General features: G+C 70.0%; 20 protein-coding genes and 2 pseudogenes. 10 read left to right on the top strand and 12 right to left on the bottom strand.

Annotated elements, in window-relative coordinates:
• Together ABZY11_RS17490 and ABZY11_RS17495 are read left to right on the top strand one after the other, a co-directional pair.
• Positions 1 to 1,039, top strand: a 1,039-nt coding sequence (locus tag ABZY11_RS17490; RefSeq protein ID WP_356479959.1) for an NAD(P)/FAD-dependent oxidoreductase, incomplete at its 5' end; no start/stop codon positions are given.
• A 50-nt stretch (positions 1,040 to 1,089) separates the two neighbouring features.
• The gene (locus ABZY11_RS17495) at positions 1,090 to 2,217 is read left to right on the top strand and encodes a low temperature requirement protein A (RefSeq protein WP_356479960.1); all 1,128 of its coding nucleotides are present in this window, start codon (positions 1,090 to 1,092) and stop codon (positions 2,215 to 2,217) included.
• A 106-nt stretch (positions 2,218 to 2,323) separates the two neighbouring features.
• Here ABZY11_RS17495 and ABZY11_RS17500 read toward each other — a convergent pair whose 3' ends face one another.
• Both ABZY11_RS17500 and ABZY11_RS17505 read right to left on the bottom strand, forming a co-directional pair.
• On the bottom strand, positions 2,324 to 3,046 hold the full coding sequence (locus ABZY11_RS17500; protein ID WP_356479961.1) for an alpha/beta hydrolase: 723 nt from the start codon (positions 3,044 to 3,046) through the stop codon (positions 2,324 to 2,326).
• 57 nt (positions 3,047 to 3,103) lie between these two features.
• Positions 3,104 to 4,075, bottom strand: a complete 972-nt coding sequence (locus tag ABZY11_RS17505) for an alpha/beta hydrolase (protein ID WP_356479962.1) — start codon at positions 4,073 to 4,075, stop codon at positions 3,104 to 3,106.
• A gap of 426 nt (positions 4,076 to 4,501) precedes the next feature.
• On the opposite strand from ABZY11_RS17505, the gene ABZY11_RS17510 reads away from it, so the two are divergent.
• From ABZY11_RS17510 to ABZY11_RS17530, 5 genes are all read left to right on the top strand, one after another.
• Positions 4,502 to 6,382 carry an amidohydrolase gene (locus tag ABZY11_RS17510; RefSeq protein WP_356479995.1) on the top strand — a complete coding sequence of 627 codons (1,881 nt, stop codon included), beginning with the start codon at positions 4,502 to 4,504 and terminating at the stop codon, positions 6,380 to 6,382.
• A gap of 132 nt (positions 6,383 to 6,514) precedes the next feature.
• Positions 6,515 to 7,177, top strand: a complete 663-nt coding sequence (locus ABZY11_RS17515) for a hydrolase (RefSeq protein ID WP_356479963.1) — start codon at positions 6,515 to 6,517, stop codon at positions 7,175 to 7,177.
• A gap of 46 nt (positions 7,178 to 7,223) precedes the next feature.
• The gene (locus ABZY11_RS17520) at positions 7,224 to 7,748 is read left to right on the top strand and encodes a DoxX family protein (protein WP_356479964.1); all 525 of its coding nucleotides are present in this window, start codon (positions 7,224 to 7,226) and stop codon (positions 7,746 to 7,748) included.
• A complete protein-coding gene (locus tag ABZY11_RS17525) occupies positions 7,729 to 8,466 on the top strand; it encodes a YoaK family protein (RefSeq protein ID WP_329837046.1) in 738 nt (245 codons plus the stop codon). Before ABZY11_RS17520 ends, ABZY11_RS17525 begins: the two co-directional genes overlap by 20 nt.
• Before the next feature lie 182 nt (positions 8,467 to 8,648).
• Entirely contained in the window at positions 8,649 to 10,388 is a 1,740-nt protein-coding gene (locus tag ABZY11_RS17530) for an MFS transporter (protein ID WP_356479965.1), read from the top strand.
• Positions 10,389 to 10,408: 20 nt separating this feature from the next.
• Here ABZY11_RS17530 and ABZY11_RS17535 read toward each other — a convergent pair.
• The 3 genes and pseudogenes from ABZY11_RS17535 to ABZY11_RS17545 form a co-directional block, all read right to left on the bottom strand.
• Positions 10,409 to 11,365 (bottom strand): annotated as a pseudogene (locus ABZY11_RS17535) (helix-turn-helix domain-containing protein); the annotation flags it as partial.
• A gap of 87 nt (positions 11,366 to 11,452) precedes the next feature.
• Positions 11,453 to 12,439 (bottom strand): alpha/beta hydrolase, encoded by a 987-nt coding sequence (locus ABZY11_RS17540; RefSeq protein WP_356479966.1) that lies wholly within the window; start codon positions 12,437 to 12,439, stop codon positions 11,453 to 11,455.
• Between the two features lie 118 nt (positions 12,440 to 12,557).
• Positions 12,558 to 15,392, bottom strand: coding sequence for an AAA family ATPase (locus ABZY11_RS17545; RefSeq protein WP_356479967.1), 2,835 nt, complete (start codon positions 15,390 to 15,392; stop codon positions 12,558 to 12,560).
• 265 nt (positions 15,393 to 15,657) lie between these two features.
• Here ABZY11_RS17545 and ABZY11_RS17550 point away from each other — a divergent pair, with 265 nt between their 5' ends.
• A complete protein-coding gene (locus ABZY11_RS17550) occupies positions 15,658 to 18,420 on the top strand; it encodes an AAA family ATPase (RefSeq protein WP_356479968.1) in 2,763 nt (920 codons plus the stop codon).
• A 321-nt stretch (positions 18,421 to 18,741) separates the two neighbouring features.
• Here ABZY11_RS17550 and ABZY11_RS17555 read toward each other — a convergent pair whose 3' ends face one another.
• On the bottom strand, positions 18,742 to 19,230 hold the full coding sequence (locus ABZY11_RS17555) for a carboxymuconolactone decarboxylase family protein (RefSeq protein WP_356479969.1): 489 nt from the start codon (positions 19,228 to 19,230) through the stop codon (positions 18,742 to 18,744).
• Positions 19,231 to 19,347: 117 nt separating this feature from the next.
• Between ABZY11_RS17555 and ABZY11_RS17560 the strand changes: the two genes are divergently transcribed.
• Positions 19,348 to 20,328, top strand: coding sequence for a pirin family protein (locus ABZY11_RS17560; protein ID WP_356479970.1), 981 nt, complete (start codon positions 19,348 to 19,350; stop codon positions 20,326 to 20,328).
• 10 nt (positions 20,329 to 20,338) lie between these two features.
• Positions 20,339 to 20,680 carry a GNAT family N-acetyltransferase gene (locus ABZY11_RS17565; RefSeq protein WP_326769420.1) on the top strand — a complete coding sequence of 114 codons (342 nt, stop codon included), beginning with the start codon at positions 20,339 to 20,341 and terminating at the stop codon, positions 20,678 to 20,680.
• Positions 20,681 to 20,895: 215 nt separating this feature from the next.
• On the opposite strand, the gene ABZY11_RS17570 is transcribed toward ABZY11_RS17565, so the two are convergent.
• The 6 genes and pseudogenes from ABZY11_RS17570 to ABZY11_RS17595 form a co-directional block, all read right to left on the bottom strand.
• On the bottom strand, positions 20,896 to 21,048 hold the full coding sequence (locus tag ABZY11_RS17570) for a hypothetical protein (protein ID WP_356479971.1): 153 nt from the start codon (positions 21,046 to 21,048) through the stop codon (positions 20,896 to 20,898).
• 16 nt (positions 21,049 to 21,064) lie between these two features.
• The gene (locus tag ABZY11_RS17575; protein WP_356479972.1) at positions 21,065 to 21,337 is read right to left on the bottom strand and encodes a MaoC family dehydratase; all 273 of its coding nucleotides are present in this window, start codon (positions 21,335 to 21,337) and stop codon (positions 21,065 to 21,067) included.
• A gap of 114 nt (positions 21,338 to 21,451) precedes the next feature.
• On the bottom strand, positions 21,452 to 22,444 hold the full coding sequence (locus tag ABZY11_RS17580; protein ID WP_356479996.1) for a hypothetical protein: 993 nt from the start codon (positions 22,442 to 22,444) through the stop codon (positions 21,452 to 21,454).
• Positions 22,445 to 22,549: 105 nt separating this feature from the next.
• Positions 22,550 to 23,185: pseudogene (locus ABZY11_RS17585) on the bottom strand (FAD-binding oxidoreductase); the annotation flags it as partial.
• A 169-nt stretch (positions 23,186 to 23,354) separates the two neighbouring features.
• A complete protein-coding gene (locus ABZY11_RS17590) occupies positions 23,355 to 24,209 on the bottom strand; it encodes an alpha/beta hydrolase (protein ID WP_356479973.1) in 855 nt (284 codons plus the stop codon).
• 78 nt (positions 24,210 to 24,287) lie between these two features.
• Complete coding sequence (locus tag ABZY11_RS17595) at positions 24,288 to 25,013, bottom strand: alpha/beta hydrolase (RefSeq protein WP_356479974.1); 726 nt, start codon at positions 25,011 to 25,013, stop codon at positions 24,288 to 24,290.
• Between the last annotated feature and the right edge of the window lie 360 nt (positions 25,014 to 25,373).

Genomic DNA, 25,373 nt, shown 5'->3' on the forward strand with positions numbered 1-25,373 from the left:
CCGGCTCGTCCGGGGGACGGGCCGTCTCTCCGGGCCGCGCCGGGTGGCGGTCGGCGACCGCACGTTCGAAGCCCGGCGCGGTGTCGTGCTGGCCACCGGCACGCGGCCCCGGATCCCCCCGGTGCCGGGCCTCGAGGGAACGCCGTACTGGACCAACAGGGATGCCATGGCGGCCAAGGAGCTGCCGGAGTCGATGGTCGTGCTCGGCGGGGGCGCCATCGGCGTCGAACTCGCCCAGGTCTTCGCCCGCTTCAAGTGCGCGGTCACGGTGATCGAGGGGCAGGACCGGCTGCTGGCGCAGGAGGAACCGGAAGCCGGGGAGCTGGCCGCGGAGGCGCTGCGGGCGGACGGAGTCACCGTACTCACGGGTGCTCGGGCACGGCAGGTCAGCCATGACGGCACCGAGTTCACCGTCCGCCTTGAGGGTGACGGGGAGCCGCTGCGTGCCGAACGGCTTCTGGTCGCCACCGGGCGCCACACCGACCTGGCCGCGCTGGCGGTCGACACGGTGGGGCTGGATCCAACGGCGGGAGCCGTGAACACGGACGGGCAGATGCGGGCGGGGGAGGGGCTGTGGGCGGTCGGCGACATCACAGGCCGAGGCGCCTTCACCCATGTGTCGATGTACCAGGCGCAGATTGCCGTCCGGGACATCCTCGGACAGCCCGGTCCCGACGCCGACTACCGGGCGCTGCCCCGTGTCACCTTCACCGATCCGGAGATCGGGGCCGTCGGGTTGACGGAGCGGCAGGCGCGTGAGCGGGGGCTGCGGGTACGCACCAGTGTGCTGCCCATCGCCTTCTCCACGCGAGGCTGGATCCACGGGCCGGGCAACGATGGGCTCATCAAGCTTGTGGAGGACGCGGACCGGGGTGTGCTGATCGGTGCGACGTCGGCGGGGCCGGCGGGAGGCGAGGTGCTCTACGGACTGAACGTGGCCGTCCACGCCGAGATACCCGTCGACCGGCTCCAGCACATGATTTACACGTATCCCACCTTCCACCGGACGGTCGAGGCCGCGCTCGGAGCCCTCCGCTGAGCCGCCCCCGGATCGCCCACGCGGCCCCGGCGCCCAGGCGATGGCGCACCATGCCGGGCCGCGACCCCGGCGAGCCGCACAGGGCCGCCACCTCGCTGGAGCTTCTCTTCGACCTGTGCTTCGTCATCGCGGTGGCGCAGGCGTCCGGGAGTCTGCACCAGGCGCTGACCGACGGGGACTACGCCACCGGTGTCCTGCGCTTCGCGCTGGTCTTCTTCACCATCTGGTGGGCGTGGATGAACTTCACCTGGTTCGCTTCCGCCTACGACCCGGACGACGTCCTGTACCGGTTGGCGGTGTTGGTCCAGATCACGGGGTCGCTCGTGCTCGCCGCAGGCGTTCCGCGCGCGTTCGAGGAGGGTGACCTGCGGGTCATCACCATCGGATACGTCGTGCTGCGCACGGCGCTGGCCGCCCTGTGGCTGCGCGCCGCGTGGTCCGACCCCGCTCGGCGGCCGACCACCCTGCGCTTCGCCGTTGGGGTGACGGTATGTCAGATCGGGTGGGTCGGGTTGCTCGGTCTCCCGGCATCGGCGCGGCTGCCGGGCATTGTGGTGCTGATCATCGCCGAGGTCTCCGTCCCGGTGTGGGCGCAGTCCGCCGGGATGACCCCATGGCATCCGCGCCACATTGCCGAGCGCTACGAACTCTTCACCCTCATCGTCCTCGGAGAGTCCGTCGCGGCGGCCACCGTTGCCGTCCGGGGCGCCTTCGACCGGCACCAGGGAACCGGCTCGCTGTACGCGGTGGCGGCCGGTGGCCTGTTCATGGCCTACGCCATGTGGTGGCTGTACTTCGCCAGATCCGCGCACACCCTGCTTGCCACGACGCACCAGGCCCACCGCAGGAGATTCACCTGGGCCTACGGCCACTACCTGATCTTCGCTTCGGCGACCGCCGAGGGAGCCGGCCTGGCCGCGTACGCCGATCACGTCACGCGTCGCACGGACGCCTCGCCGTTGGCCGCGGGCGCGGCGGTCACCGTCCCCGCGGCCATCTTCCTGATCACCGTCTGGGCCGTACACCTCCGGCCCCATCAAAGAACCGTGGCCGAGTGGATTCCGTATCCCGTCGCGGCCGGCGGCGTCCTGCTGGCCGCTTTCTTCCCGGCACCTGCCCTCGCCGCCGGTGCGCTGCTGGCGGTCCTCGCCGTGGTGGTCACGGTGGAGCGCCGATGAAGAAGCTCGCGGCGAGATCTCACCCTGTGCCGGGACCGAAGGCCGCGCGGCGGCACTCACCGTGTGGTGAGTGCCGCCGCGCGGCCGCCCTACCGCCCGCGCCTCGTCAGCTCGTCGCGCGTACCGCATCGCGGATCAGTTCGGCGACCTCCTTGGGCCGGGACACGGCCACGGCGTGCGAGGCGCCCTCGATCTCGACGATCGTCGCCCCGGCCCGCTTGGCTCCGAAGCGCTCGACCTCGGGGTTGATCGCCTGGTCCGCGCCGGCCACGAGCGCCCAGGAAGGCTTGGTCTTCCACGCGGCGGCCGGGGCCGTCTCCGTGAATGCCGAGGCGGCCAGTGGACGCTGCGCCACCGCAAGGACCTTGGTGGCGGCGGCCGGGACGTCGGCGGCGAAGATGTCCGGGAACGCCTCGGCCTTGATGGTGACTTCGACGGCAGGCTCCGATCCCTCCACGGGGTACGTCGCCTCCTTCAGGTTGCTGACGAGCGGCGAGAGGGGGAAGCGGCCCTGCAATTCGCCCAGGCTCTCGCCCTCTTCGGTGACGTAGGCCGCTACGTAGACCAGCCCGACGACGTTCTCCGCAGCGCCTGCCACGGAGATGATCGCACCGCCGTAGGAGTGGCCGACGAGCACCACCGGACCGTCGATCTGAGCAGCCACGGACGCGATGTACGCGGCGTCGGACGCCAGGCCGCGCAGCGGGTTCGGTGGCGCGACCACGGGGATGCCGTGGTTCTGCAGTTCCGCGATGACCCCGGTCCAACTGGCGGCGTCCGCGAAGGCTCCGTGCACGAGAACAGCTGTGGGGGTGGGGTTCGTGGTCATGTTCGGGTTGTTCTCCCTGTTGTCGGGGGCTTTCGGAGGTCGGCGTGGAGCGCGGTATCAGCCGGTGTGGAGCGCGGTGCGCAGGGTGTCGGCGGCCAGCGTGATGGCGGCCTGGGCGGCGTGGGTCTCGCGGAGGGCGTTGAGCATGACGAAGTCGTGGATGATGCCCTGGAAGCGGACGGCGGTGACGGGGACACCGGCTTCGCGCAGTTTGTTGGCGTAGGCCTCGCCTTCGTCGCGCAGGACGTCGGCCTCGCCGGTGATGACGAGGGCGGGGGGCAGGCCGGTGAGCTGTTCGGTGGTGGCCCGTAGCGGGGAGGCGGTGATCTGGGCGCGGTCGGTCTCGTCGGTCGTGTACTGGTCCCAGAACCACTGCATGCCGTCGCGGCGCAGGAAGTAGCCCTCCGCGAACTGGTGGTAGGAGCCGGTGTCGAAGTTTGCGTCGGTGACCGGGTAGAACAGCACCTGCTGCAGGAGCGGGATGTCGCCGCGGTCCTTGGCCATCAGGGTCAGGGCGGCGGTCATGTTGCCGCCGACGGAGTCGCCGGCGACGGCCAGCCGCGAGCCGTCCAGGTTCTTGGACGCGCCCTGCTGGACGACCCACTTCGCGACCGCGTAGTTCTGCTCGATGGCGACCGGGTAGCGGGCCTCGGGGGAGAGGTCGTATTCGGGGAAGACCACGGCGGCGTTCGCGCCGACGGCGAGTTCGCGTACGAGGCGGTCGTGGGTGTGGGCGTTGCCGAACACCCAGCCCGCGCCGTGGATGTAGAGGATCACCGGCAGGGTCCCTTCCACGCCGGCGGGGCGCACGATGCGTGCGCGGACGCTGCCCGTCGGACCGCCCGAGACGTTGATCCATTCCTCGTCGATCTGCGGCTTGTCGGTCTCGCCGGACTGCACCTCGTCCACCGCCTTCCGGCCCTCGGCGGGCGGCAGGTCGAACAGATAGGGCGGATTGGCGGTCGCTTCGGCGAAAGCAGCTGCCGCCGGCTCCAGCACCGGCTGCACCGGCTCTACAACGTCGGACATGTGAGTCTCCTGATTTTCATGTGATGTGCCAGCCCCTCCGGGCCAGACATGGAGATCTGCGGGGCCGTCGATCCATACGCTAAACCCCTGAAGGCGGCGGAGATTGACCATCAGTGCACCGGATTTGACCTCGCAACGCATGGAAACGGGACGCAGTGCACTGTCGGGACGAATGCTGTGCACTGTCGGGACACACGGATGCTTCGGCTCGAAATAGCCTGGTGGCGAAGCAGTTGCGGGCTGCCGGAGGTTGGTGCTGTGCATCGCACAGAAGGCCTACCCGGAATTCATTTCGGTTGAGCGTGGGCGCATTGATTGCGTGTTCTCCCGGTTCTCTTTGCCCGCCGCTGTCACCGCAGTTGGAAGTCGATGCAGATGAAAATCGACGCTGTTCATGCCGCAGGAGGTTGTCCAAAGGTGTCCACGATGCCGGTCGGTGGGCTGGTTCCCAGCACCACCGACAACCCCGCGGACCTCATCGTCCGCAACGCGAAGATCCATACAGGAGACCCGGGGCGCCCGCAGGCCGAGGCGATCGCCATACGGGACGGCGTCATCACGGTCGTCGGCGACGACAAGGACGTGGCCCTCCATGTCGGCCCGGCCACGAAGGTGGTCGACGCTCTCGGCCGCCGGGTGATCCCCGGACTCAACGACTCCCACCTGCACGTCATCCGGGGTGGGCTCAACTACGTGCTGGAGCTGCGCTGGGACGGCGTCCGCACGCTGCGCCAGGGCCTGGCGATGCTGCGTGAACAGGCGGCCCGCACGCCGAAGGGCCAGTGGGTCCGGGTGGTGGGGGGATGGTCGGCCGAGCAGTTCGCCGAACGGCGGCTGCCGACCGTCGCCGAGTTGAATGCCGCCGCGCCGGACACACCGGTGTTCGTTCTGCACCTGTACCAGTCGGCGGTGCTCAACCGGGCTGCGCTCAAGGCCGCCGGATACACCAGGGACACCCCCGATCCGAAGGGCGGCCAGATCGTACGGGGCCGGGACGGTGAGCCCACGGGCATGCTGCTGGCCGCCCCGAGTGCTCTGATCCTCTACTCGACTCTGGCCAAGGCCCCGGTGCTGGAGGGCGAGGACAAGAAGACCTCCACCCGCCACTTCCTGCGGGAACTGAACAGGTTCGGGCTCACGTCGGCGATCGACGCGGCGGGGGGATTCCAGAATTTCCCCGACAACTACAGCACGGTCGTCGAACTGGCCAAGGCCGGCCAGCTTTCGCTGCGCATCGCCTACCATCTTTTCCCGCAGACCGCCGGTCAGGAAATCGACGACCTCGCCCGCTGGATCGAAATGGCCCGCCCCGAGGACGGGGACGAATGGCTCCGCCTCAACGGCGCAGGAGAGAATCTCACCTGGGCGGCAGCAGATTTCGAGAACTTTGCCCAGCCGCGCCCGGAACTCGCTCCCGGCTATGAGACAGAATTCGAGAAGGCCGTACGTCTGCTCATGGAGAACGGCTGGGGATTCCGGCTGCACGCCACCTACGACGACACCATCCGACGCGATCTCGCGATATTCGAAAAGTTGGCCGCGGAAGGACTCTTCCCGGCCGGCAACCGGTGGCTGTTCGACCATGCGGAGACAGTCTCTGCGGACAGCCTCGACCGCATCGCCGCCCTCGGCGGCGCCATGTCCGTGCAGAATCGCCTGTCCTTCCAGGGCGAGGCGTTCGTACGCCGCTACGGCCCCGGCGCCGCAGCGGACGCCCCTCCGATCCGGGCCATGCTGGAGCGCGGTCTGACCGTCGGCGCCGGCACCGACGCCACCCGCGTCTCGACCTACAACCCGTGGATCGCCCTGCACTGGCTGATCACCGGCCGCACCGTCGGCGATCTGGTCATGCGCCCGCCGCACAACCGCGTCGACCGGCAGACGGCGCTGTCGATGTTCACCGAAGCAGGGGCTCGGCTGACCGGCGAGGAGGACGTCAAGGGCGTCCTGCGCCCGGGCTCCCTCGGCGACCTCGCGGTCCTGTCCGAGGACTACTTTGCCGTGCCCGAGCCGGACATCGTGCACATCGAGTCCCTGCTGACGGTGGTCGGCGGCCGCATCGTCTACGCCGCCGCCGAGTACGAGGGCCTCGACGAGGAACTGCCGCCGGTCAGCCCCGAGTGGAGCCCGGTCGCGCACTTCGGCGGCTACCAGGCCACGCCCGGTACCGGCTCGTCGGGCGCCCGCCAGGCCGAGTTGCTCGGCCTGGCCGTCGCGGAGTCGGAGCAGCACCGACAGTGGCGCGCCCGACGAGGTCTGGCCCCGGATACCGAGAGCACGGTCTTCGACCCCTGCTTCTCGCTCTGATCTCCCGGAAGAGGCCCGGTCACGAGCCGCCCCTCCCGGGGCACCACCCCCCACCTCTCGCCGTCGAACGGACGGCTTTGCTCAGCAGCGGACGCCCGTCCGCGATCACATCACTCATGGAAAGGCCCTCTCGTGGTCAACATCTCCGAAGTCACCGCCGCCCCCGGTCCCGACCTGCTGACCCCCGACAACTGCGCCGTGCTGTTTGTGGACCACCAGCCTCAGATGTTCTTCGGCACCGGCAGCGGCGACCGCACCGCCATCATCAATTCGACCGTGGGCCTGGCCAAGGCAGCCAAGGTGTTCGATGTTCCGGTGGTCCTGAGCACCGTGGCCGCCGAGTCCTTCTCGGGTCCGATCATGCCGCAGCTGGCTGATGTCTTCCCCGACCAGAAGATCATCGACCGCACCACGATGAACGCCTGGGAGGACAGCAACTTCGTCGAAGCCGTCAAGGCGACGGGCCGCAAGAAGCTCGTCATTGCCGGGCTGTGGACCGAGGTCTGCGTCGTACTGCCCACGCTGTCCGCCATCTCCCAGGGCTACGAGGTTTACGTCGTCACGGACGCGTCCGGCGGCGTCAGCCCGCAGGCGCACGAGCACGCCATCCAGCGCATGGTCCAGGGTGGCGCGATTCCGGTGACCTGGGTGCAGGTGCTCCTTGAGCTCCAGCGCGACTGGGCGCGGACGGAGACGTACGTCCCCGTCACGGAGGTGGTGAAGGAGCACGGCGGGGCCTACGGCCTGGGCCTGGTCTATGCGCAGGCCGTCATCGGCGCCCACGCGGCCGGCTGACTCTTCACCTGAGCATCGACGGAACGTCAGGAACAGGCAGGAACGAATGGACACCGGACTGTTGGTCCTCCGACTCGTGGCGGGGCTCCTCATCGCCGGGCACGGAGTGCAGAAGGTCAGTTTCCGCCTAGGCGGCAACGGCTTGGCGGGCGGAACCGAGGAGTTCCGCCACGACGGCTTCCGCGGTGGCAGGCTCACCGCGCTTGCCGCGGGCGGCAGCCAGATCGGCGCCGGCCTGTTCCTGGCGGCCGGTCTTCTCACTCCCGCGGGGGCGATGGCCGCCATGGGAGTGATGACGGTCGCCGGCACCGTCAAATGGCACAACGGGCTCTGGGTCCAGAACGACGGCTACGAGTACCCCATGGTCCTCGTCGTGGCCTCCGCGGTCCTGGCCCTCACCGGTCCCGGCCGCTGGTCGGCCGACCACGCCCTCGGACTGACCCCCTGGCCCCTGTGGGTCTCGGTCGCAGCCATCGTGGTCGGCCCGGTGAACGGACTGCTCACCCGTGTGCTGCTGCATCGTCCCTCAGCCAAGGAAGGAACAACTCGGTATGCGCAAGCTGCTGACTGACGCGGCCCGCACGCTGGCTCCGCCCAAGGGGGACAGGCACGGCCCGTTGCCGCCGCTCATGCTGATGCTGACGGTGGCGACCGGCCTGGTCGACGCCGTCAGCTATCTGGGGCTCGGGCACGTCTTCGTCGCCAACATGACCGGCAACGTGGTCTTCCTCGGGTTCGCCCTGGCAGGTGCCGACGGCCTGTCCGTGCTCGCCTCCATCGTGTCGATGGCCGCGTTCCTCGTCGGCGCACTGGCGGGAGGCCGGTTCGGCACCCGGTTCGCGGAGCACCGCGGACGGCTGCTGACCTTCGCCACGGCGCTTCAAGCGTTGCTCGTCGCCGGGGCGGTCATCACGGCCGTGGTCTCGCACGGCAGCGTGACCACCGAGGTCCGTTACGCCCTGATCGTGCTCCTCGGCCTTGCCATGGGGCTGCAGAACGCGGTCGCCAGACGCCTCGGGGTCCCGGACCTGACCACGACCGTATTGACCCTGACCCTGACCGGACTGGCCGCGGACTCCACCCCGGCTGGCGGGGCCGCACCCCGGCCCGGCCGGCGGATCCTGTCCGTACTGGCCATATTCCTCGGAGCCCTCGCCGGCGCCGTGCTTCTGGCACACACAGGACTCGTCCTGGTCCTGGTCCTGACGTTGGTGCTGCTCGTGGTGACGTCCGCGGCTGCCCACCGCCTCTCGGCCTCCGACGCCCCCTGGGTCAAGCCGCAGGCGTGAACTCGGCGCCGGCCCCGCAGGAGGGGCCGGCGCTCTCGTCAGTGAGCCGCGGGACCACAGACGTTGCACTCCCAGTCGACGGCACCCGCGACCGTCTGCGGCCACCCTCGGCCATGCCCGCACGGCACCCGGGACACCGCCGGAAGCCAGGTGTCCGTGCCCCCATAACGGTAGGGACCGACGTGAACACTGCACTGTCAACGAAGGACTTCCCGGAGGCCGGTTCGGCCTGGGCCCCGCTCGCGGCGCGTGTCTTCCGGGCGCTGTGGATCGCACAACTGGTTTCCAACATCGGCAGTTGGATGCAGACCGTGGGCGCCCAGTGGCTACTGATCGGCCACGACGCCGCCCTGGTGACGCTCGTGCAGACCGCGTCCAGTCTCCCCGTCGTGCTGCTGGCTCTGCCTTCTGGCGTGCTGGCCGACCGTTTCGACCGTCGCACGGTGTTGCTGACCGCTCAGTTCGCCATGCTCGCCGCCTCCACCACGCTGTCGGTGCTGGCGTTCGCGGACGCGCTCACTCCGGCTCTGCTGCTCGGTCTCACCTTCCTGCTGGGATGCGGCACAGCTCTGATGGGCCCGGCCTGGCAGGCCATCCAGCCGGAACTCGTGGAACGCCGCCAGTTGGGACAGGCGGCCGCGCTCGGCGCCGTGAACATGAACCTCGCTCGCGCCCTCGGCCCGGCACTCGGGGGAGCGGTGGTCGCGGCAGCAGGTGCGGGCTGGGTCTTCGCCTTCAACGCCGCCTCCTACCTCGGCACCGCGGCCGTTCTCGCACTGTGGAGACGGCCCGGGGCGGAACCGCCGACTGCTCAGGGCGAGAAGCTCCTGACGGCTCTGCACGCCGGCCGCCGCTACGTGTGGAACGCGCCCGGCGTCCGCCGAGTCCTGCTGCGCACGGTGCTGTTCGTCCCCGGCGGGGCCGCGCTGTGGTCGCTGCTCCCACTGGTCGCGAGCCGCTCCCTCGGCCTGGGCTCGGGCGGGTACGGGGTGCTGCTCGGTGCGGTCGGAGCCGGTGCTGTGAGCGGGGCCTTCGCGCTGCCCGCGATCCGCCGCGCTCTGGGCGCCAACGGCACTCTCGCCGCAGGGGCCTTCGTCTTCGCCGGAGTCCTGGCGGTACTTGCCACGGTCCGGGTCCCATGGCTCGCGGCGGTCGTGCTGCTGCCCGCCGGTCTGGCCTGGATCGGCGTGCTGTCCACCCTCAATGCGGCCGTCCAGGCACGGCTGCCCGGCTGGGTCAGGGCCCGGGGACTCGCCGTCTATCTCCTGGTCTTCCAGGGCGGGCAGGCGCTGGCGGCACCCCTGTGGGGTGCGCTGGCCGACAGGCTGGGGCTGACCGTCTCCCTTCTGGCCGGCAGCGGTCTGCTGCTGCTCGGCGCGGCGAGTGTGCGCCGCTGGCCGCTGTACGGCACGGACGGCATTGACCCGTCCCCGTCCGACCACTGGCCCGTTCCGCCCCTGGTGTTCGAGCCTGGAGCGGCCGACGGCCCCGTGCTGGTCTCCGTCGTATACCGGATCGCGGCCGCGAACAGGGCTGCCTTCATCGACTGCATGGGCCATGTGGCCCGTTCACGCCGGCGCACAGGGGCCCTCACCTGGGGCCTCTACCAGGACGGCAGCGATCCGGGCCGGTTCGTCGAGAACTACCTGGTCGCGTCCTGGTCGGAGCATCTCGCCCAGCACCACAGCCGGCTCACGGCCACCGACCGCCGTCACGAGGAGAGGGCCCGCCGACTGCTTGTCGAGGGCACCGCGCCGGAGGTGACCCATGCATTCGACGCCGCCGCGGGACCCGTGGTGCCCGAGACGGGCGACGCGATGACGGCCCCGGGGCGTCGATGCCCTCCGGGAGAACGGCCAGGAGCGGGCACGTCCGAGTCAGCCCATGCCGAAGCCTGCCACTCACTGGGCGACATACCGTAGGCGGCCCGGAAGACCCGGCTGAAGTGTGACGCGCTGGCGAAACCCCAACGGTGCGCCACGGCGGCCACGGCGAGCCTGCGATCCGGTGCCCGGCCGAGTTCGTGCCGGCAGGCCGCGAGCCGACGCAGCCGTATCAACTGACTCACTGTCGTGCCCTCGCTCTGGAAGAGCTTGTGCAGATAGCGGACGGAGATGTGGTGGGCGAGTGCGATCGACTCCGGCGACAGATCCGGATCAGTCAGATGCAGTTCGATGAAGGTCCGGATGCGTGAAAGCGTCTGCGCACCGACGCCTGAGGCGTCGACCTGCTGCCCCTCGATGAACCCCGTGACGAGTGCGGCGAGGAGATCCACGGCGTTGCGGGCGAGCCGGTCGCCGATGTGCGACTGGTGGAGCGCCGTCTCGGAGGCGAGCGTGGACAGGAAGTTCGACACCAGTGCCCCCACACCCTCTCTGCAGCGCAGGGGCACCCCCATGACCCGGCGCAGGTCGGGCTCGGTGCTCTCCAGGCGGCGTCGCGGCACACGGAAGACTGTCATCCGGAACTGGTCGCTGAAGCGCGGCGAGTCACCTAGACCCGCATCGCAGAAGACGATGTCGCCCGGTTCCAGGAAGACCTCGCTTCCGCCGTGGCGGACCGCGACCGAACCGTGGACGTGCAGGGCGACGTACAGGACTTCCTCATCGCCCGTGTCCGACAGCCAGGGCAGGACGGGGGCGCGTTCGTCGTCGGAACACAGGACGGTGGTCCGCAGAGAGCCGAGACCGTCCGTGCCGGTCACTTTTCGACGATGCCCGTGCGGTCCGGTACTCCGGCGGCCGGTTTCCCCACGGGGCGCGGGCCTTGGCGGCGCCGTCCTCTGCGCTGCGCGTGACATCGGCGCAGAACTCGTGGACAGCACCCCACCGCGTCGCCTCGCGGTGGAGTCGAGGCCGGGGCCGCCGTTCTCCGTGAAGGAACCAAAGATTGCTGACATGCCTGCAAGCGTGCCTTTGTGCAGGGGGAAGACGCATCAGTCGGCCGACTGGTCTGCGCTCTTTCGCGTGGCGGGCCTGACCGCCTCTCAGTTCAGCAGCCTGCGCAGGAAAGCACCGCCCTGCCGTACGGCCGCCCGCGCCGGCGGGCTGTCGCGCAATGCCGTCAGGGAAACGAAGTCGTGGACCGTGCCCAGAAAACGGGCCGCGGTCACCTCCACGCCGGCACGACGAAGCTGATCCGCGTACTGTTCCCCTTCGTCCCGCGTCACGTCCGCCTCCGCCGTGATCACCAGCGCCGGCGGCAGCCCCACAAGCTCCGCGAGGCTCGCGCGCAACGGAGACGCGGTCGGTTCATCCTGCTGCCGGGGATCGTCGGTGTACTGCTGCCAGTAACGGCGCAGGGCCTCCCGGGTGAGCAGATACCCACTGGCGAACTGCCGCTGGGAGGGGCTGTCGCAATGTGCGTCGGTGATCGGGTAGTACAGCAACTGGGCACGAATCCTCGGGCCGCCGCGCGACTTCGCCATCATGGTGAGCGCCGTGGCCATGGTGGCGCCGGCGCAGTCCCCGGCGGCCACCAATCGGTCCGCGTCGAGACCGAGTTCGCAGGCATGCCGGACCACCCAGCTCATCAGGGCATAACACTCCTCGACGGCCACGGGATAGCGGGCCTCGGGAGTGCGGCTGTACTCGGGGACGACAGCGGCCATGCCCGCGCTGAGCACGAGCTCGCTGATGAGCCGAGCGTGGGTCTGCGCGTCTCCCAGCATCCACCGGCCCCCGTGGGCGTAGAGCATGACAGGGAGCGGTCCTCTTACGCGGGCTGGTCTGAAGATCCAGAAGCCCACCAGCCCGGACGGTCCCACGGGCGCCACCTGGAAGGTGGCGTCCACCTCGAAGTCCTCGACCCGGTGGACCTGGGACTCCTTCAGCGCCTGCCGGCCGTCGACCGGACCCAGCTCGTGCAGAAACGGCGGGGCCGAGGACGCGTCGACGAGCCGTTGCACCAGCGGATCGAGAACCACGGAGGACGGGCGCTTCCCGCCCCCGTCCTCCCTGGAGTCCCGCTCCATCCGGCACACCTTTCGCTCGGCCCTCTGGGCTCTGGTTCGTCGTTCAGCGGCCAAGGACAATGAATGCTTGTGCACCTGCCCGTCGGCCCCCGAGGCTGCGTCTGCTGCTTCGCGCACGTCACCCGTCGTGCAGCAGAATGTCGCGGAGCTGGTGGCGGCTGCTGATGCCGAGCTTGGGATAGACGTTGTAGAGGTGCGAGCCCACGGTACGCGGCGAGAGGAACAGCCGTTCGCCGATCTCCCGATTCGACAGGCCGTTCGCCGCCAGCCGCGCGATCTGCTGTTGCTGGGCGGTCAACTCGGCCAACCGGTCCGCCGACGCGGGAGCGTGGGTGACCCCGCTCGCGCGCAGCTCGCTGCGGGCCGAGGCGGCAAGGTGCCGGGCGCCCAGCCGGGTAGCGACTTCCAGAACCGCGGTCAGCTGTGTGCGCGCTTCCAGGGGCCTTCTGCGCCTGCGCAGCCAGATCGCATAGTGCAAACGAGCCTGGGCCCGTTCCAGGGGCCACTTGTCCGCCTCAGGGTTGACCAGGGCCAGCCGGAAGTGGTGCTCGGGGTCGGCATCGTCATCGACGAGGGCCGCCGCATGGTGCATGAGCAGTGTCATCCGTGTCGTCGGCCGGGGGCCCTGGCGTTCTCGTACGTCCATGAGGATGCGCGCCGCTTCCTGCTGCCGGCCGACGCGCTGGGCGGCGGCGGCCAGTTCGCTGATGCAGCGGGGAGAAAGAAAGGGATCAAGGGGCGAGCCGTCGTCCCCGAACAGAGCGCGCAAGTGCCGGAAGGCACTGTCCCCGTCACCGAGGGCCATTGCGGTCAGACCGCATGCCCGCAGCATCCGGGCATGTGTGGCCCGGTTCTCGTCCAGGCTGACGGAGCGCCAGTTCGGGCCGATGAACTGCATGCCCGATACGCTCTCGCCGAGAAGTGCGCGCAGGGTCGTTCCCAGCGCTTCGAGGTCCATCTCGACGCGAGTCCACCGGTGGACGACGGCGTGAGTGAGGCCCTCCTCGATCAGTATCCCGGCTTCCGCCCAGCGCCCGATACTCAAGAGTGTGTCCACCTGGAACGCGAGGGTCCACGCGCGCGGGCCCAGGGCTTCTTGCCGGCGAAGCAGCCCGTCTGCCTGCCGGAACTGCTCCGCGCACAGGTCCGGCACGTCGGCGTAGTAGGCGACCGAGGCGGTCGCCATCAGCCGGATCAGCCGGCCCCGACCGTCGGGGGTGCTGAGACGCGGCATCGTCAACCTTCGCAACGCGCTGTCGGCGTGGGCCGCCGGCTCGGTTACGGTCGACACGAGTGCCTCCAGTGCCGAGAGGACGTCGGGCCCGGCGAGCTCGGGGAAGAACCGGTCCTCCTGTCCGCACCGGTCCTTCTCCGTTCGTGCGGCCCGTACCGCCTGGTCGAGCAGTCGTGGCAGCTGCTGCCGATGCTCGGGGAGTCCGGACTGGAAGGCGATCCCCGTGGCGAGTGCCGCCAGGGCGAAGGCAGTTGTGGCGCTGCCGGGCGGCGTGTGCTGCGACACGCTGAGCAGGAGGTCGAAGGCCTCCTGCTGGAACGAGAGCAGCGACAGCGCTCCACTCAGGGCACAGGCTGCGCCGCTCATCAGGTCCGGGTCGCGGGTCACTCGGGTGAGTAGCGCGTACAGGTCGCGCACCCATGCCGGGTCTCCGAAATTGCTCGCGGCGGTCAGAGCTCCGGCGAGACGGCGGGCCCGGTCGTGGTCGAGGGGACTGAGGCGCGCGGCCTGTTCCAGCGCCTTTGCCGCAGCGAAGCACTCTCCCTCCTGCTCAGCGGCGGTGGCGACGTCCTCCAGGGCCGCGGCCGCGGACTCGTCGGGACCGATGGCCGCTGCGGCCAGATGCCAGGCTCGGTGTGACGGGTTCTGTCCGCGCACGGCGGCAAGATCGCGGTGGGCCTGCTGACGCTGCTTCGCGTACTGACGTTGGAAGGCCGCAGTGCGGATCAGGGGGTCGCGGAAGGCGAGACGGCCGTCCGCGATCGTGATCAGGCCGGCTTTCTCCGCTGGGACCCACACCTTCAGGTCATGCGTGCCCAAAGCGGCCATGACCGTCGTGAGTTCCTCATGATGCGACGCCGCCGCCGCGTAGAGCAGTGCGCGCTGTGTCCCTTCCGGCAGCGTGCCCAGGCGTGTGGCGAACATCTGCTGGATGCGCGAGCTCTGCTGCGGTTCCCCGCCCGCCAGTGACGGCCCGGTTCCGCCGCGCGCGGCCCGGCTGAGCTCGATGACCGACAGCGGATGGCCCTCCGCTTGCCGAAGCAGGTCCAGCCTGGCCCTTCCGGTGGGTGCACCGGGCTGCGCATCCAGAAGCCGGGCCGCCGCCCGCCGTGACAGCGGCCCGAGACACAAGACGGCGAGATCCGCAGGAGCCCCGGCCGGGGGAGCCTCTCCGCGTGCTGTGAACAGCACTGTCACAGCCCGGTCGGTCAAGCGTCGTGTCACGAAGTAGAGGATCTCCATGGAGTCACGGTCACAGTCCTGGATGTCGTCCACGGTCAGCAGGACCGGGCTTGCCAGCGCCAGGTGACTCAGCAGTGTCAGGACCGCGGCGCGGAGCACCTTTCGCTCCGGCGGCCGGGCCTCCGGAGCCGGCCCGAAGGCGGTGCGAAGTGCCAGCCGCTGGTGCTCCGGCAGTGCATCGAGCTTGCCGAGCACCGGGAGGAGGAGCTGGTGCAGGGAGGCGAATGACAGAGGTTCCTCCGATCCCCAGCCCTGCGCCGACAAGACCCGGGTTCGGCGTCCTCTGGCCTTCTCCTCGGCAAAACGGAGCAACTGGGTCTTGCCGGTGCCGGCCTCCCCCAACATGAGCAGAGCGTGTGGCGGGTCACAGGGTCCGTCGATGGACCGCAGAATCCGGTCGACCTCCGTCTCTCGGCCGATAGGCAATGTGCCACTCAGCCCTGAGCGGTCGGGGCCGTCTCCCTCATCGGCGGCCACTGCGCCTCCTCACCCTCGAATCTCCCGCCGCATTCCGATCAGCCGAAACCACGGACAAGATCGCTGTCGGCATGCCGATGCGGATGCTGTCAGGGATGCGGGAATGCACGCTTCTGTCATGTGACCAGTCACGCGCGCCTGCCGAGGGAACGAACTCCTGGCAGGTCCATGCGGTGGGCCTGGCAGGATGCAGTCAGGGTGATGAGCACGTTCGTCGCCTGCGCGCCCGCTCCGCCGGGCGGACGGTTGGAGGAAAGTGGACAGCATGGACTTCGGCACCGAGCTGGAGATCCTGGGCAGGGATCACGAAAAGTCCCGGATCAGTCAGCTGGTCGACGCCGCGGACGGGAGTGGCCCGAAGGTGCTCGTGCTGACCGGCGAGCCGGGGGCAGGCAAGAGCACTCTGGTGGACTGGGCCGCTGTGCAGGCCGTGGCCCACGGTCGACGCGTGCTCCGGGTACGAGGCTGCGAAGGCGAGAAGGACCTTGGTTTCGCGGGAGTGCACCAGCTGCTGAGTCCGGTACTCACCGGTGTCGAGCGGCTCCCCTCACGGCAGCGCGACGCCTTGCGCTGCGTATTCGGCCTGGATCAGGCCGACGGACCGCAGGTGCCGGACCCGCTGCTGATCAGGCTCGGCGTATTGACGTTGCTCTCGGACACGGCGACGGAACAACCGTTGCTGATCATCGTCGACGACGCCCAGTGGCTGGACGTCGGTTCGCTGGACGTGCTCGCGTTCGTCGCCCGGCGCCTCGAAGACGAACCCGCCGTCATGCTGCTTGCCGCACGTGACGAAGCGGTGCCGGTGCGCTTCGACCGCGACTTCCCGCATCTGACGGCCGGCCCCCTGAGCCGAGCCGCGGCCGGGCTCCTGCTGGACGCACAGCCGCATCCGCCGCGGGGCCGGGTCCGGTCCCAGATCCTCCAGCAGGCCGCTGGGAACCCGCTGGCTCTCATCGAGCTCACGCGAGCGTTCGCCAAGGATCCAGGCGGCCGCGACACCGGCTCGAGCGGCTCGCTGCCCCTCACCGCCCGGCTGGAGCAGATCTTCGCCGCCGACCTGCCCAACCTGCCGCACGCGACACAACGGGTCCTGCTCCTGGCGGCGGCCGTCGGCACCACGCAACTCTCGGACGTTCTCCACGCCGCCCCGGACATGGACGGGCCCCAGATCTGGCGACCTGCCGAACAGGCCGGGCTCGTGCGCGTCGAGGGCGGGCAAGTCCGTCTGCGCCACCCACTGGTCCGCTCCGCCGTCTACCAGGCCGCCTCCTTCGCCGAACGCCGCGAGGCCCATCTGGCGCTCGCCGCCGCTCTCGCACATGAACCCGATCGCCGCGCCTGGCACCTCGCCGCAGCCGCACTCGGCCCGGACGAACAGGTCGCCGGTGCTCTGGCGGAGAGCGCGGAACGCTCCCGGCACCGCGGCGGGCACGCGGCAGCGGCAGCCGCACTGGAACGCGCCGCTGAACTCACCCCGGAGCCGGAACTGCGGGCCTGCCGCCTGCTCGCCGCAGCCGAGTCGGCCATGTTCGCGGGGCACCCGCAGTGGGTCGGTGAGATCGCGGCCCAGGTCGATGCCCTGACGGACGATCCGCAGCTCCTCGCCGAGGCGTCCCTCCGCGCCGGGTGGGCACTGGCCGTCACCCTGCGGCACGACGACTCCCTGGCCTTCCTGCTGCCCGTGGCCGAGTCCATGGCCACACAGGCACCCGCCCTTGGGCTGAGCGCTCTGGGAACGGCAGCGACCCCGGCATACAACTCCGGCGACGCCCGCTACCGGCACGAAATCCACCGAATCAGCGACCTCATAGCGCCGCAGCCGGACGAGACCGACCGCGTGTGGCCACACGCGGTCAGCCGCCCGTTCACGGACCGTGAGCGGGTTCTGAAGAGCCTGCCCCAGGCAGTGGACGCCATGCCGGACGGCTCTCTGACCGCCCTCGTCTCGCTCGGTGCCTCGGCCTGGATACTGGACGAAACCGACGAGGCCGTGCGTCTGTTCGGCCAGGCCATGGACCAGCTGCGACGGACTGCGACGGCCGGTACCAACTGCACCGTCGCGCAAGCCCTCGCCCTCGCGCTGTTCGAGAGCGGGGACTGGACCGCGTCGCAGTCCGCCGCCGAAGACGCCTTCTGGATGGCGACAGAAGCAGGCGCGGACAATGTCACCGTGGGATCACCGCTCCTCCGGGCCACGCTGCGCGCCGCCCGCGGGGACCACGCGGGCGCGCGGGCGCAGGCGGACGCGGCCGTCCGCGGACGCGACCTGCGCAAGTCCAGGAGCCTGTACGTGCGTCACCGTCACGCGCTCGGCATGGCGGCCCTCGCGGAGGGTGACCACACGGCGGCGTACGAGCAGTTCCGGCAGGCCTTCACCCGGGACTTCCACCCTGCACCCGTGCACTACCATGCCTCCCCCTACTGCCTCGCCGATCTTGCCGCCGCCGCCGTCCGAGCCGGACAGACGGATGACGCGCGCACCGTGCTCCGCGCCGCCGAGGGGACCCTTGGCGAGTCCCGCTCCGCTCGCCTGGAGGCGATCGTGCATCGTGCCTCGGCCCTGCTGAGCGATCCTGACGACGCGGAGACCCATTTCCGGACGGCGGTCGACCTGGCCGGTGCCCGATGGCCTTTCGAGCACGCCCTCACGCACCTGGACTTCGGCGAGTGGCTGCGGCGCCGCCGGCGAAGCACCGAGGCCCGCCCCCTGCTCGGCACCGCCCTTGAGATCTTCGAACGGCTGGACGCACGCCCCTGGATCGAGCGCACCGCTGCCGAACTCCGCGCGGCGGGCGTGGCCGTGGCGCCTTCGGCAGCGCCCGAAGCCGTGGCCGACCTGACGCCGCAAGAACTGCAGATCGCCCAACTCGCCGCAGAGGGCCTGACCAACCGGGACATCGGTGCCCGGCTCTATCTGTCTCCCCGCACCATCGGCTTCCACCTGCACAAGATCTTCCCCAAGCTCGGCATTACGGGCCGCGTCCAACTGCGCGATGCCCTCGGCCACGTTCCGCGGCCGGACTGACTCAGCGTTGAGTGCCCCTGCCGGGCCGGTACCACGGCCGTCTCCTCGGCGTCGAGGGTGCCGTTTCCGACGGCCAGGTGCGCGGGCCGCCGGTGGCCCGGACATAGACGGAGCCGGTGGTGGACAGGTCGCGTCCCATGCCGTGTGGTCGGCCTGCCACGAGGAGAACCACTTGCGCTCACCGGTCGCCTCGTCGACGCGCTTGTCGTTCAACCGCGAGGCCATCACCTCGACTTCCAGGCCGCCTTGGTCACCCTCCGTGGTTGGTGGAATTCGTTGCGTACGGCCGATGACTCGGCGCCCGGCCGGGGAGAGACCGGATCACTGCTGGGGGGTCCCGCGCACGGGGTGCTTGCTCATGATGGAGACCCGGTTGAACGCGTTGATGGTGATCGCCACCCAGATCACTGCGGAGATCTCGTCGTCGGTGAGGGCTTGGCGGGCTGCGTCGTAGGCGCTCTCCTGTGCGACAGCGTTCGCGGGCTCGGTGGTCGCCTCCGCCAGGGCGAGCGCCGCCCGTTCCTGTGTCGTGAACAGTTCAGTGTCGCGCCAGGCGGCCAGCACGCCCAGGCGCTGGGTGGTCTCGCCCGCACGCAGCGCGGCCCGGGTGTGCACGCCGAGGCAGTAGGCGCAGTTGTTGATCTGTGACACGCGGAGGTTGATCAGCTCCACGATCGTGCGGTCCAGCCCCGCGTCCGCGGCGACCGCGCGGACCGCATCGGAGGTCTCGACCAGTGCGTGGTAGGCACTCGGACTCTGCTTGTCCACGAAGACCCGCCTGCTCACGGGGCCTGCCACAGTGCCACTCAACCTGGACTCCTTCATGGGACGCTCGGGCCCGCTCGTCTTGTCGTGTGCTTGATGGGGCGTCGGCTTACCATCAGACGTGATCATTGAACATGAAATCATCCCTGGGAGGGACGTGCGATGAGCGACGTCGAGAGGGAGCGCGCCGAACTTCGCTGCGGGGCCTCGGACCGTGGTCAGCATGCGCCGAAGGTCGACGTCCTCTCCGCGCGGGACGTCCCGTTGGGCGGTCCGAGGGCTATGACGGTACGGCGCACGCTGCCGCAGCGGGCCCGGACATTGATCGGGGCCTGGTGCTTCGTCGACCACTACGGCCCCGACGACGTCACCGACACGGGCGGCATGGACGTCGCGCCCCATCCTCACACCGGTCTGCAGACGGTGAGCTGGCTGTTCAGCGGGGAGATCGAGCACCGGGACAGCATGGGCAGCCACGCCCTCGTGAGGCCCGGCGAGCTGAACCTCATGACGGGCGGGTACGGCATCAGCCACTCGGAAGTCTCCACCACCCGCACCACGATCCTCCACGGCGTCCAACTGTGGGTTGCGCTTCCCGAAGAACACCGGCAGACCGGCCGTGACTTCCAGCACTACGTCCCGAGCCCGGTCCGGATGGACGGAGCCGAAGTCAGAGTGTTCCTGGGGACGCTGGCAGGTGACACCTCTCCGGTGCGGACCTTCACGCCCCTGCTCGGTGCCGAAATCATCCTTGAGCCACGCTCGACGACCACACTCGCCATCGACACCGGCTTCGAGCACGGCCTTCTCGTCGACCACGGGGAAGTCTGTATCGCTGGAACAAGCCTGCACCCGGCGGAGTTGGGCTACCTCGGCACGGGAAGCGACACACTGACGCTGGCGAACGAGACGGATACCGATGCGAGGGTGGTCCTGCTCGGCGGGACGCCGTTCGAGGAACAGATCGTCATGTGGTGGAATTTCATCGGCCGGAGCCACGAAGACATTGCCGAAGCCAGAGAAGCGTGGCAGAACGCATCCGACCGCTTCGGCAAGGTCGATGGTTACGACGGCGACCGTCTCCCCGCGCCCGCCCTTCCGAACGCCACCATCGCACCGCGCAAGAACCCGACGCGCCACTGAAAGGCATACGATGACGCAGCCCGCCGCCGCTCCGACTGTCCAGCGAGTGGACCCCAAACACCGTTACGAAATCCTGGTCGACGGCAAAACCGCAGGCCTCACCGCATACCGCGACCGCGACGACCAGCGCGTTTTCTACCACACCGAAATCGACGACGCCTTCGCCGGACAGGGCCTGGCCTCGATCCTCGTACAGCAGGCCCTGAACGACGTACGCACCTCAGGGAAGCGCATCGTGCCGGTCTGCCCCTATGTGGCGAAGTTCCTCAAGAAGCATGACGAGTTCGCCGACATCACCGACCCGGTGACCCCCGAGGTTTTGAAGTGGCTGGACACCGTGCTGCAGCACTGACGTCCCGCGCCGCCACCTTCTCCGAGCCGCCGGTACGTCCGGACCGGCGGCTCGGAGGCGGAGTGGGATCGGTGACATCAAGGCGGGAGCACCGCATGGGCATGGACCGCCGGGACGGCAGTCCCGGTCCTGTCCCGCCGGACGCGCTGCCGGGGACAGGACCGCTTCATGTGCTGAGCCACGGCCGGTGACCGGACCACGGTCGGTGCCGCGGTTCAGTTCGGCGCGGATGCGCAGTCGACGCTCTTCAGGTCGACCGCTTCGGCCACCGCCTGCATGCCCTTGCCGTTGTCCGGTGTGTGGCTCGTGCACCCGGTCAGCGCGGCACAACAGGCGAGCGCGGCAAGGAGGGTTCTACGGTGCGTCACGTTGCTTCCTCAGGATTCACTGACGCCGCAGGAGGTACTTGTGCTGGCCGGACAGCACCAGTTCGCCGCGTTGGTTGTGGATGGTGGCCGCGGTGACTACGACACCGTTGTCGCGCTGCGGCTCCAGGTCGGTGATGGTGAGCGCCGTGTACAGGGTGTCTCCGGAGTGCACTTCGGCCAGGAAGGTGCAGGACAGTTCGAGGAAGCTGATGAACACCTCTCCGATGAAGTGGGGGAGCAGGGTGGCGCCCGGCGCGGTGAAGGCGAGCACCTGCAGGCCGTGCGCCACCGGCGCCGAGTGGCCGTGAATGCGTGCCCATTCTCGTCGTACGGCGGATCTGATGACCTAGGGGCCCCGTGCCGCCGCATCGGGCAGGTGCGGCGGCACGGGCGCGGGGCCGGCTTATTGGGCGGGGGTGATCCGTGTGGCCAGGAGGTTGGGGTCGTTGTTGGTGAAGTAGGCGCCGCTGGCGATGTAGGCCGTGTTGCCGCGTACGGCGAGCGAGGTCGGGTTCTCCAGCCCGTCGGAGCCGGTCAGCACGACGGTGTGGCTGCCGCCCGGCCTGACCAGGGCCACCTCGTTGTCCGCGTTGATCGCGGCCAGGAGGGTGTCGCCGCGGCCGGTGAACGCGAAGTCGTCGATGTTGATCAGGCCGGTGGCCCGGGTCTCGACGGGGCCGGCGGTGCCGTACCGGGTGACCGGGATGCGCAGCACGGTGCCCTTGTCCAGGTTGGACACCCAGACCGCCCCGTTGTGGATTTTGATGCCGTTGGCTCCGAGGAATCCGGCGGCGGCGAGTTCGGGGGCGGTGGCCCACCGGGTGGGCGTGCCCCCGGTGACGGGCACCCGCCAGACCGTGCCGAGGACCGAGTCGGCCACGTACAGCCGGCCTTCGTGCCGGTCGAGGGCCAGGCCGTTGGGCAGGCCGTCGGCCGGGAGCGCGGCGATGCGCTGAGGGGCGCCGCCGGGGCGCAGGCGCCACAGGCCGGTCAGGTCGCTGCTGCCGGTGGCGTACAGGAAGTACAGGGTCCCGTCGTGATCACGGACGATTCCGCCGAGGAAGGGCGAGGAGAGGGCAGGGGTGTCGGCGCCGGCCGGGGGCTGGGGCAGGGTGGCGAGGACGTGCACCCGGCCGTCGGGGTGGATGCGAGCCACCTGGCGGCTGTAGGCGAAGGTGACGACGGCGCTGCCGCCAGGCTCCAGAGTGATGTTCTCCGGTCGCTGTCCGTCGGCGATGTCCAGGTGTGCCACGAAGCGCACGTCCGGCTTCGGGGCGGCGGTGGCCGCGGTCGTGGGGCCGGCCGCGGTCGTGGGGCCGGCCGCGGTCATGGCGAGGGCCGCCGCGACGACCGAGGCCAGGAGGCCGGTGCGCGTCCCTGTCAGGTATCTGGGCATGTGGGATCTCTTCTTCTTTCTCTCTGATTGCAGGGGGTGGGGGCAGTGGGCCCTTGCCGCGGGGGCCTCCGGTGCGCCGGGCGCTTGAGACGTCAGCTGCCGCGCGTCGGCGTCCGGAGCCGCGGTGTCGACAATCGCGCCGGACGGGAGGACCGGGGTGAGGGACGAAAGCAGGCGGTAGGAGTTGCGGGTGACTCCGGCGGTCATGCCCGAGGCGTTGTTGGCGACCACCCCGCCGACGGTGCAGGCGCTGGAACTCGCCGGGTCGGGGCCCATCAGCCGACCGCACCGGGACAGTGTGATGTTGGCGCGCCCCACGGTCGTACCGGGCCTGATCCTCGCCTCGTTCCCGCCGTCGAGCACCTCGACGCCGGTCCAGTGGCGGCGCACGTCGACCAGGATGTCCTTGCCCTGGGCCTGACCGTTCAGGGAGGTCCCGGCCGCCCGGAAGACGATCTCACGTTGCTGCTCGTGGGCGTACCGCAGTACCGCGGCCACGTCCTCGACGTTCTCGGCGATCACGACCACTTGGGGCACGAAGAGGTAGGGGCTGACGTCCGAGGCGTACTTCACCAGGTCCGACAGGGTGTGCAGCACTTTTCGGGAGCCCAGCAGGCGGACCAGGCCCTCCCGCAGGGCATCGGGAGTACCCGACACCCGTTCGTCGGGCACCCGGTCGGTAGCTGGGCCCTGGGTCTGCCGCGGGCGCAGCCTTCCCGGTTCCGGATCGAGCAGTGCCATACGGCTCTCCGTTCCATTGCGAGGTGTTCGGTCGGCAGCGCGTGCGGCGCTTCGCCGGGTGAGGCCGGCCATGAGGAAGCGAGGAGGGGGACCGCGGCCGGACGGCCACGGTCCCGGCACCATGTCTTTCTTGCGGAAGGTCGCCGACGTGGGCGAGGAATGCGTCTGGTCAGTGGTCGGAGCGGACGGAACGGACCGCCCGCAGGATCAGGCCGGTGACAGGGCCGGGATCGCTCACGGCGGCTGCGTGCGGGGCGCGGACAGTGACCGTGTGCGCGCGGGCGCGCTCGGCCATCCAGCGCTCGGCGACCGGCGGGATGTTGCGGTCCTCGGTGGCCACGAGGTACCAGCTGGGGATCCTCTTCCACGCGGCCGCGGTGGCCGGCTCCTGGAGAGCTGCCAGGGTGATCGGACGCTGTCCCGCGGCCATGACCTGGGCGGTCGGTCGGGGGACACCGGCCGCGAACTGCTTGCGGAACAGGTCCTTCTTGATGACCAGTTCCTCCGCCTGTCCGCCGTCGGGCAACGGGTAGTACTGGGTGGCGGTGGCCTGTCCCAGGGTGCTGCCGGGGAACTTGTCGGTGAGCTGGAGCGCGCTCTCCCCGATGTCGGGAACGAAGGCGGCTATGTAGACCAGTGCCTTGACCTGCGGGGCGTCGGCCGCGGCATGGCTGATGACCGCTCCGCCGTAGGAGTGCCCCACCAGCACGATCGGTCCGGTGACGCTGTCCAGAACGCTGCGAATGTAGGCGGAGTCGCTCGCCAGTCCGCGCAGTGGCAGGGCCGGTGCCAGTACACGGTGGCCCTGTCGCTGCAGGCGTTCGACGACCGCGCTCCAGCTGGAGGCGTCGGCGAACGCGCCGTGGATCAGGACGATGGTGGGTGCGGCCGGGCGCCCGTGCCGTTCGGCCGGACGGTCGGCCGTCGCCGACTGCGCGGCCTGCGCGACACCGGCGGTCCCCAGGGCGGCTGCGCCGGCCAGGAGGGACACGGTGACGGTGCGGCGTGAGATCGGTGGGTTCATCGTTCGCTCTCTGCGAAGGGGTGGAGGCGGTCGTGGTGTGACGGCTGGTCGGACGGGCGCGAGCTGGTGCGCGTGGGGTCAGTCGGAGGTGGCCCGTACGGCTTCCTCGATCAGGTCGACGACGCGCTCGGGGTGGGCGAGCATCACCAGGTGGGAGGAGTCGACCTCGACGGTGGTCATGCCGGCCCGCTGGTAGCCGTAGCGCTCCACGTCGGGGTTGATGGTGTGGTCGGACGAGGCGACCAGGCCCCAGGACGGCTTGGTCTTCCAGGCCGCGGCCGGGGCCGCGTCGGCGAAGGCCTGCGCGGCCAGCGGGCGCTGGGATACGGCGAGGACGGCGGCGAGCCGCGGGTCGACGTCGGCGGCGAAGATGGCCGGGAACTTGTCGGTCCGGACCGACACGTCGGTGCCGGGCGTGGCCGAGCCCTCGATCGGGAAGGGGGTGTGGACGAGTGCGGCGGCGAGGTCGCTGTCCGGGAAGCGGCCCTGCAGTTCGCCGAGGCTCTCGCCCTTCTCCAAGGCGTACCCGGCCAGGTAGACCAGTGCCTTGACGTTGTCCTCGGTGCCGGCGACGGTGATGACCGCGCCACCGTAGGAGTGGCCCACCAGGACGACCGGACCGGGTATCTGCCGGACGATGGAGGCGACGTAGGCGGCGTCCCCTATCAGGCTGCGGTTGGGCACGGCCGGGGCGACCACGTCCAGGCCGCGGGCGATCAGCCGGGGGATGACCTGCGCGTAGCTGGAGGCGTCGGCGAAGGCGCCGTGCACGAGGACGACGGTCGGCTTGTCGGAACTGGGCATGGGGAAACTCCCTCATCAAGGGGTGGTGGCTGTCGCACGGCCTGTCGGCCGAGTCGGGGCTGCCGTGGTGGCCCCTTTGCCGTGAGATGTCGCGGGCCGGCCTCGGGATCGGTTGGTGTGCGGTGCACTGACCGGGCGGCCGTGGACTCCGCCGGAGGGTTCCCGTCGGACTCCGCGCAGGGGTCTTGTCGAGCGGGAAATCGCCGACACGTGAGTAACTTTAGGAACTGCCGAGCGGCGTGTTTGTCTGTCCGCGCCCTGGCTGTGGACTGTGCGTGCCCACGTTGTCGGGCGGCGCCGGCGGGGCGGCGTTGCCCCGGCACGGAAGTGGGCCGGGGCCGCAATCGGCCCCGGCCCACG

The sequence above is a fragment of the Streptomyces sp. NPDC006510 genome (genome assembly GCF_040611955.1).
Classification (GTDB): domain Bacteria; phylum Actinomycetota; class Actinomycetes; order Streptomycetales; family Streptomycetaceae; genus Streptomyces.

Excerpts from the sequence above, each read along its gene's own strand:
- ABZY11_RS17560 (WP_356479970.1), top strand. The coding sequence starts at position 19,348 with ATGAGCGACGTCGAGAGGGAGCGCGCCGAACTTCGCTGCGGGGCCTCG.
- ABZY11_RS17550 (WP_356479968.1), top strand. The coding sequence starts at position 15,658 with ATGGACTTCGGCACCGAGCTGGAGATCCTGGGCAGGGATCACGAAAAG.
- ABZY11_RS17510 (WP_356479995.1), top strand. The coding sequence starts at position 4,502 with ATGCCGGTCGGTGGGCTGGTTCCCAGCACCACCGACAACCCCGCGGAC.
- ABZY11_RS17580 (WP_356479996.1), bottom strand. The coding sequence starts at position 22,444 with ATGCCCAGATACCTGACAGGGACGCGCACCGGCCTCCTGGCCTCGGTC.
- ABZY11_RS17540 (WP_356479966.1), bottom strand. The coding sequence starts at position 12,439 with ATGGAGCGGGACTCCAGGGAGGACGGGGGCGGGAAGCGCCCGTCCTCC.
- ABZY11_RS17505 (WP_356479962.1), bottom strand. The coding sequence starts at position 4,075 with ATGTCCGACGTTGTAGAGCCGGTGCAGCCGGTGCTGGAGCCGGCGGCA.
- ABZY11_RS17495 (WP_356479960.1), top strand. The coding sequence starts at position 1,090 with ATGCCGGGCCGCGACCCCGGCGAGCCGCACAGGGCCGCCACCTCGCTG.
- ABZY11_RS17520 (WP_356479964.1), top strand. The coding sequence starts at position 7,224 with ATGGACACCGGACTGTTGGTCCTCCGACTCGTGGCGGGGCTCCTCATC.
- ABZY11_RS17595 (WP_356479974.1), bottom strand. The coding sequence starts at position 25,013 with ATGCCCAGTTCCGACAAGCCGACCGTCGTCCTCGTGCACGGCGCCTTC.
- ABZY11_RS17500 (WP_356479961.1), bottom strand. The coding sequence starts at position 3,046 with ATGACCACGAACCCCACCCCCACAGCTGTTCTCGTGCACGGAGCCTTC.
- ABZY11_RS17565 (WP_326769420.1), top strand. The coding sequence starts at position 20,339 with ATGACGCAGCCCGCCGCCGCTCCGACTGTCCAGCGAGTGGACCCCAAA.
- ABZY11_RS17590 (WP_356479973.1), bottom strand. The coding sequence starts at position 24,209 with ATGAACCCACCGATCTCACGCCGCACCGTCACCGTGTCCCTCCTGGCC.
- ABZY11_RS17525 (WP_329837046.1), top strand. The coding sequence starts at position 7,729 with ATGCGCAAGCTGCTGACTGACGCGGCCCGCACGCTGGCTCCGCCCAAG.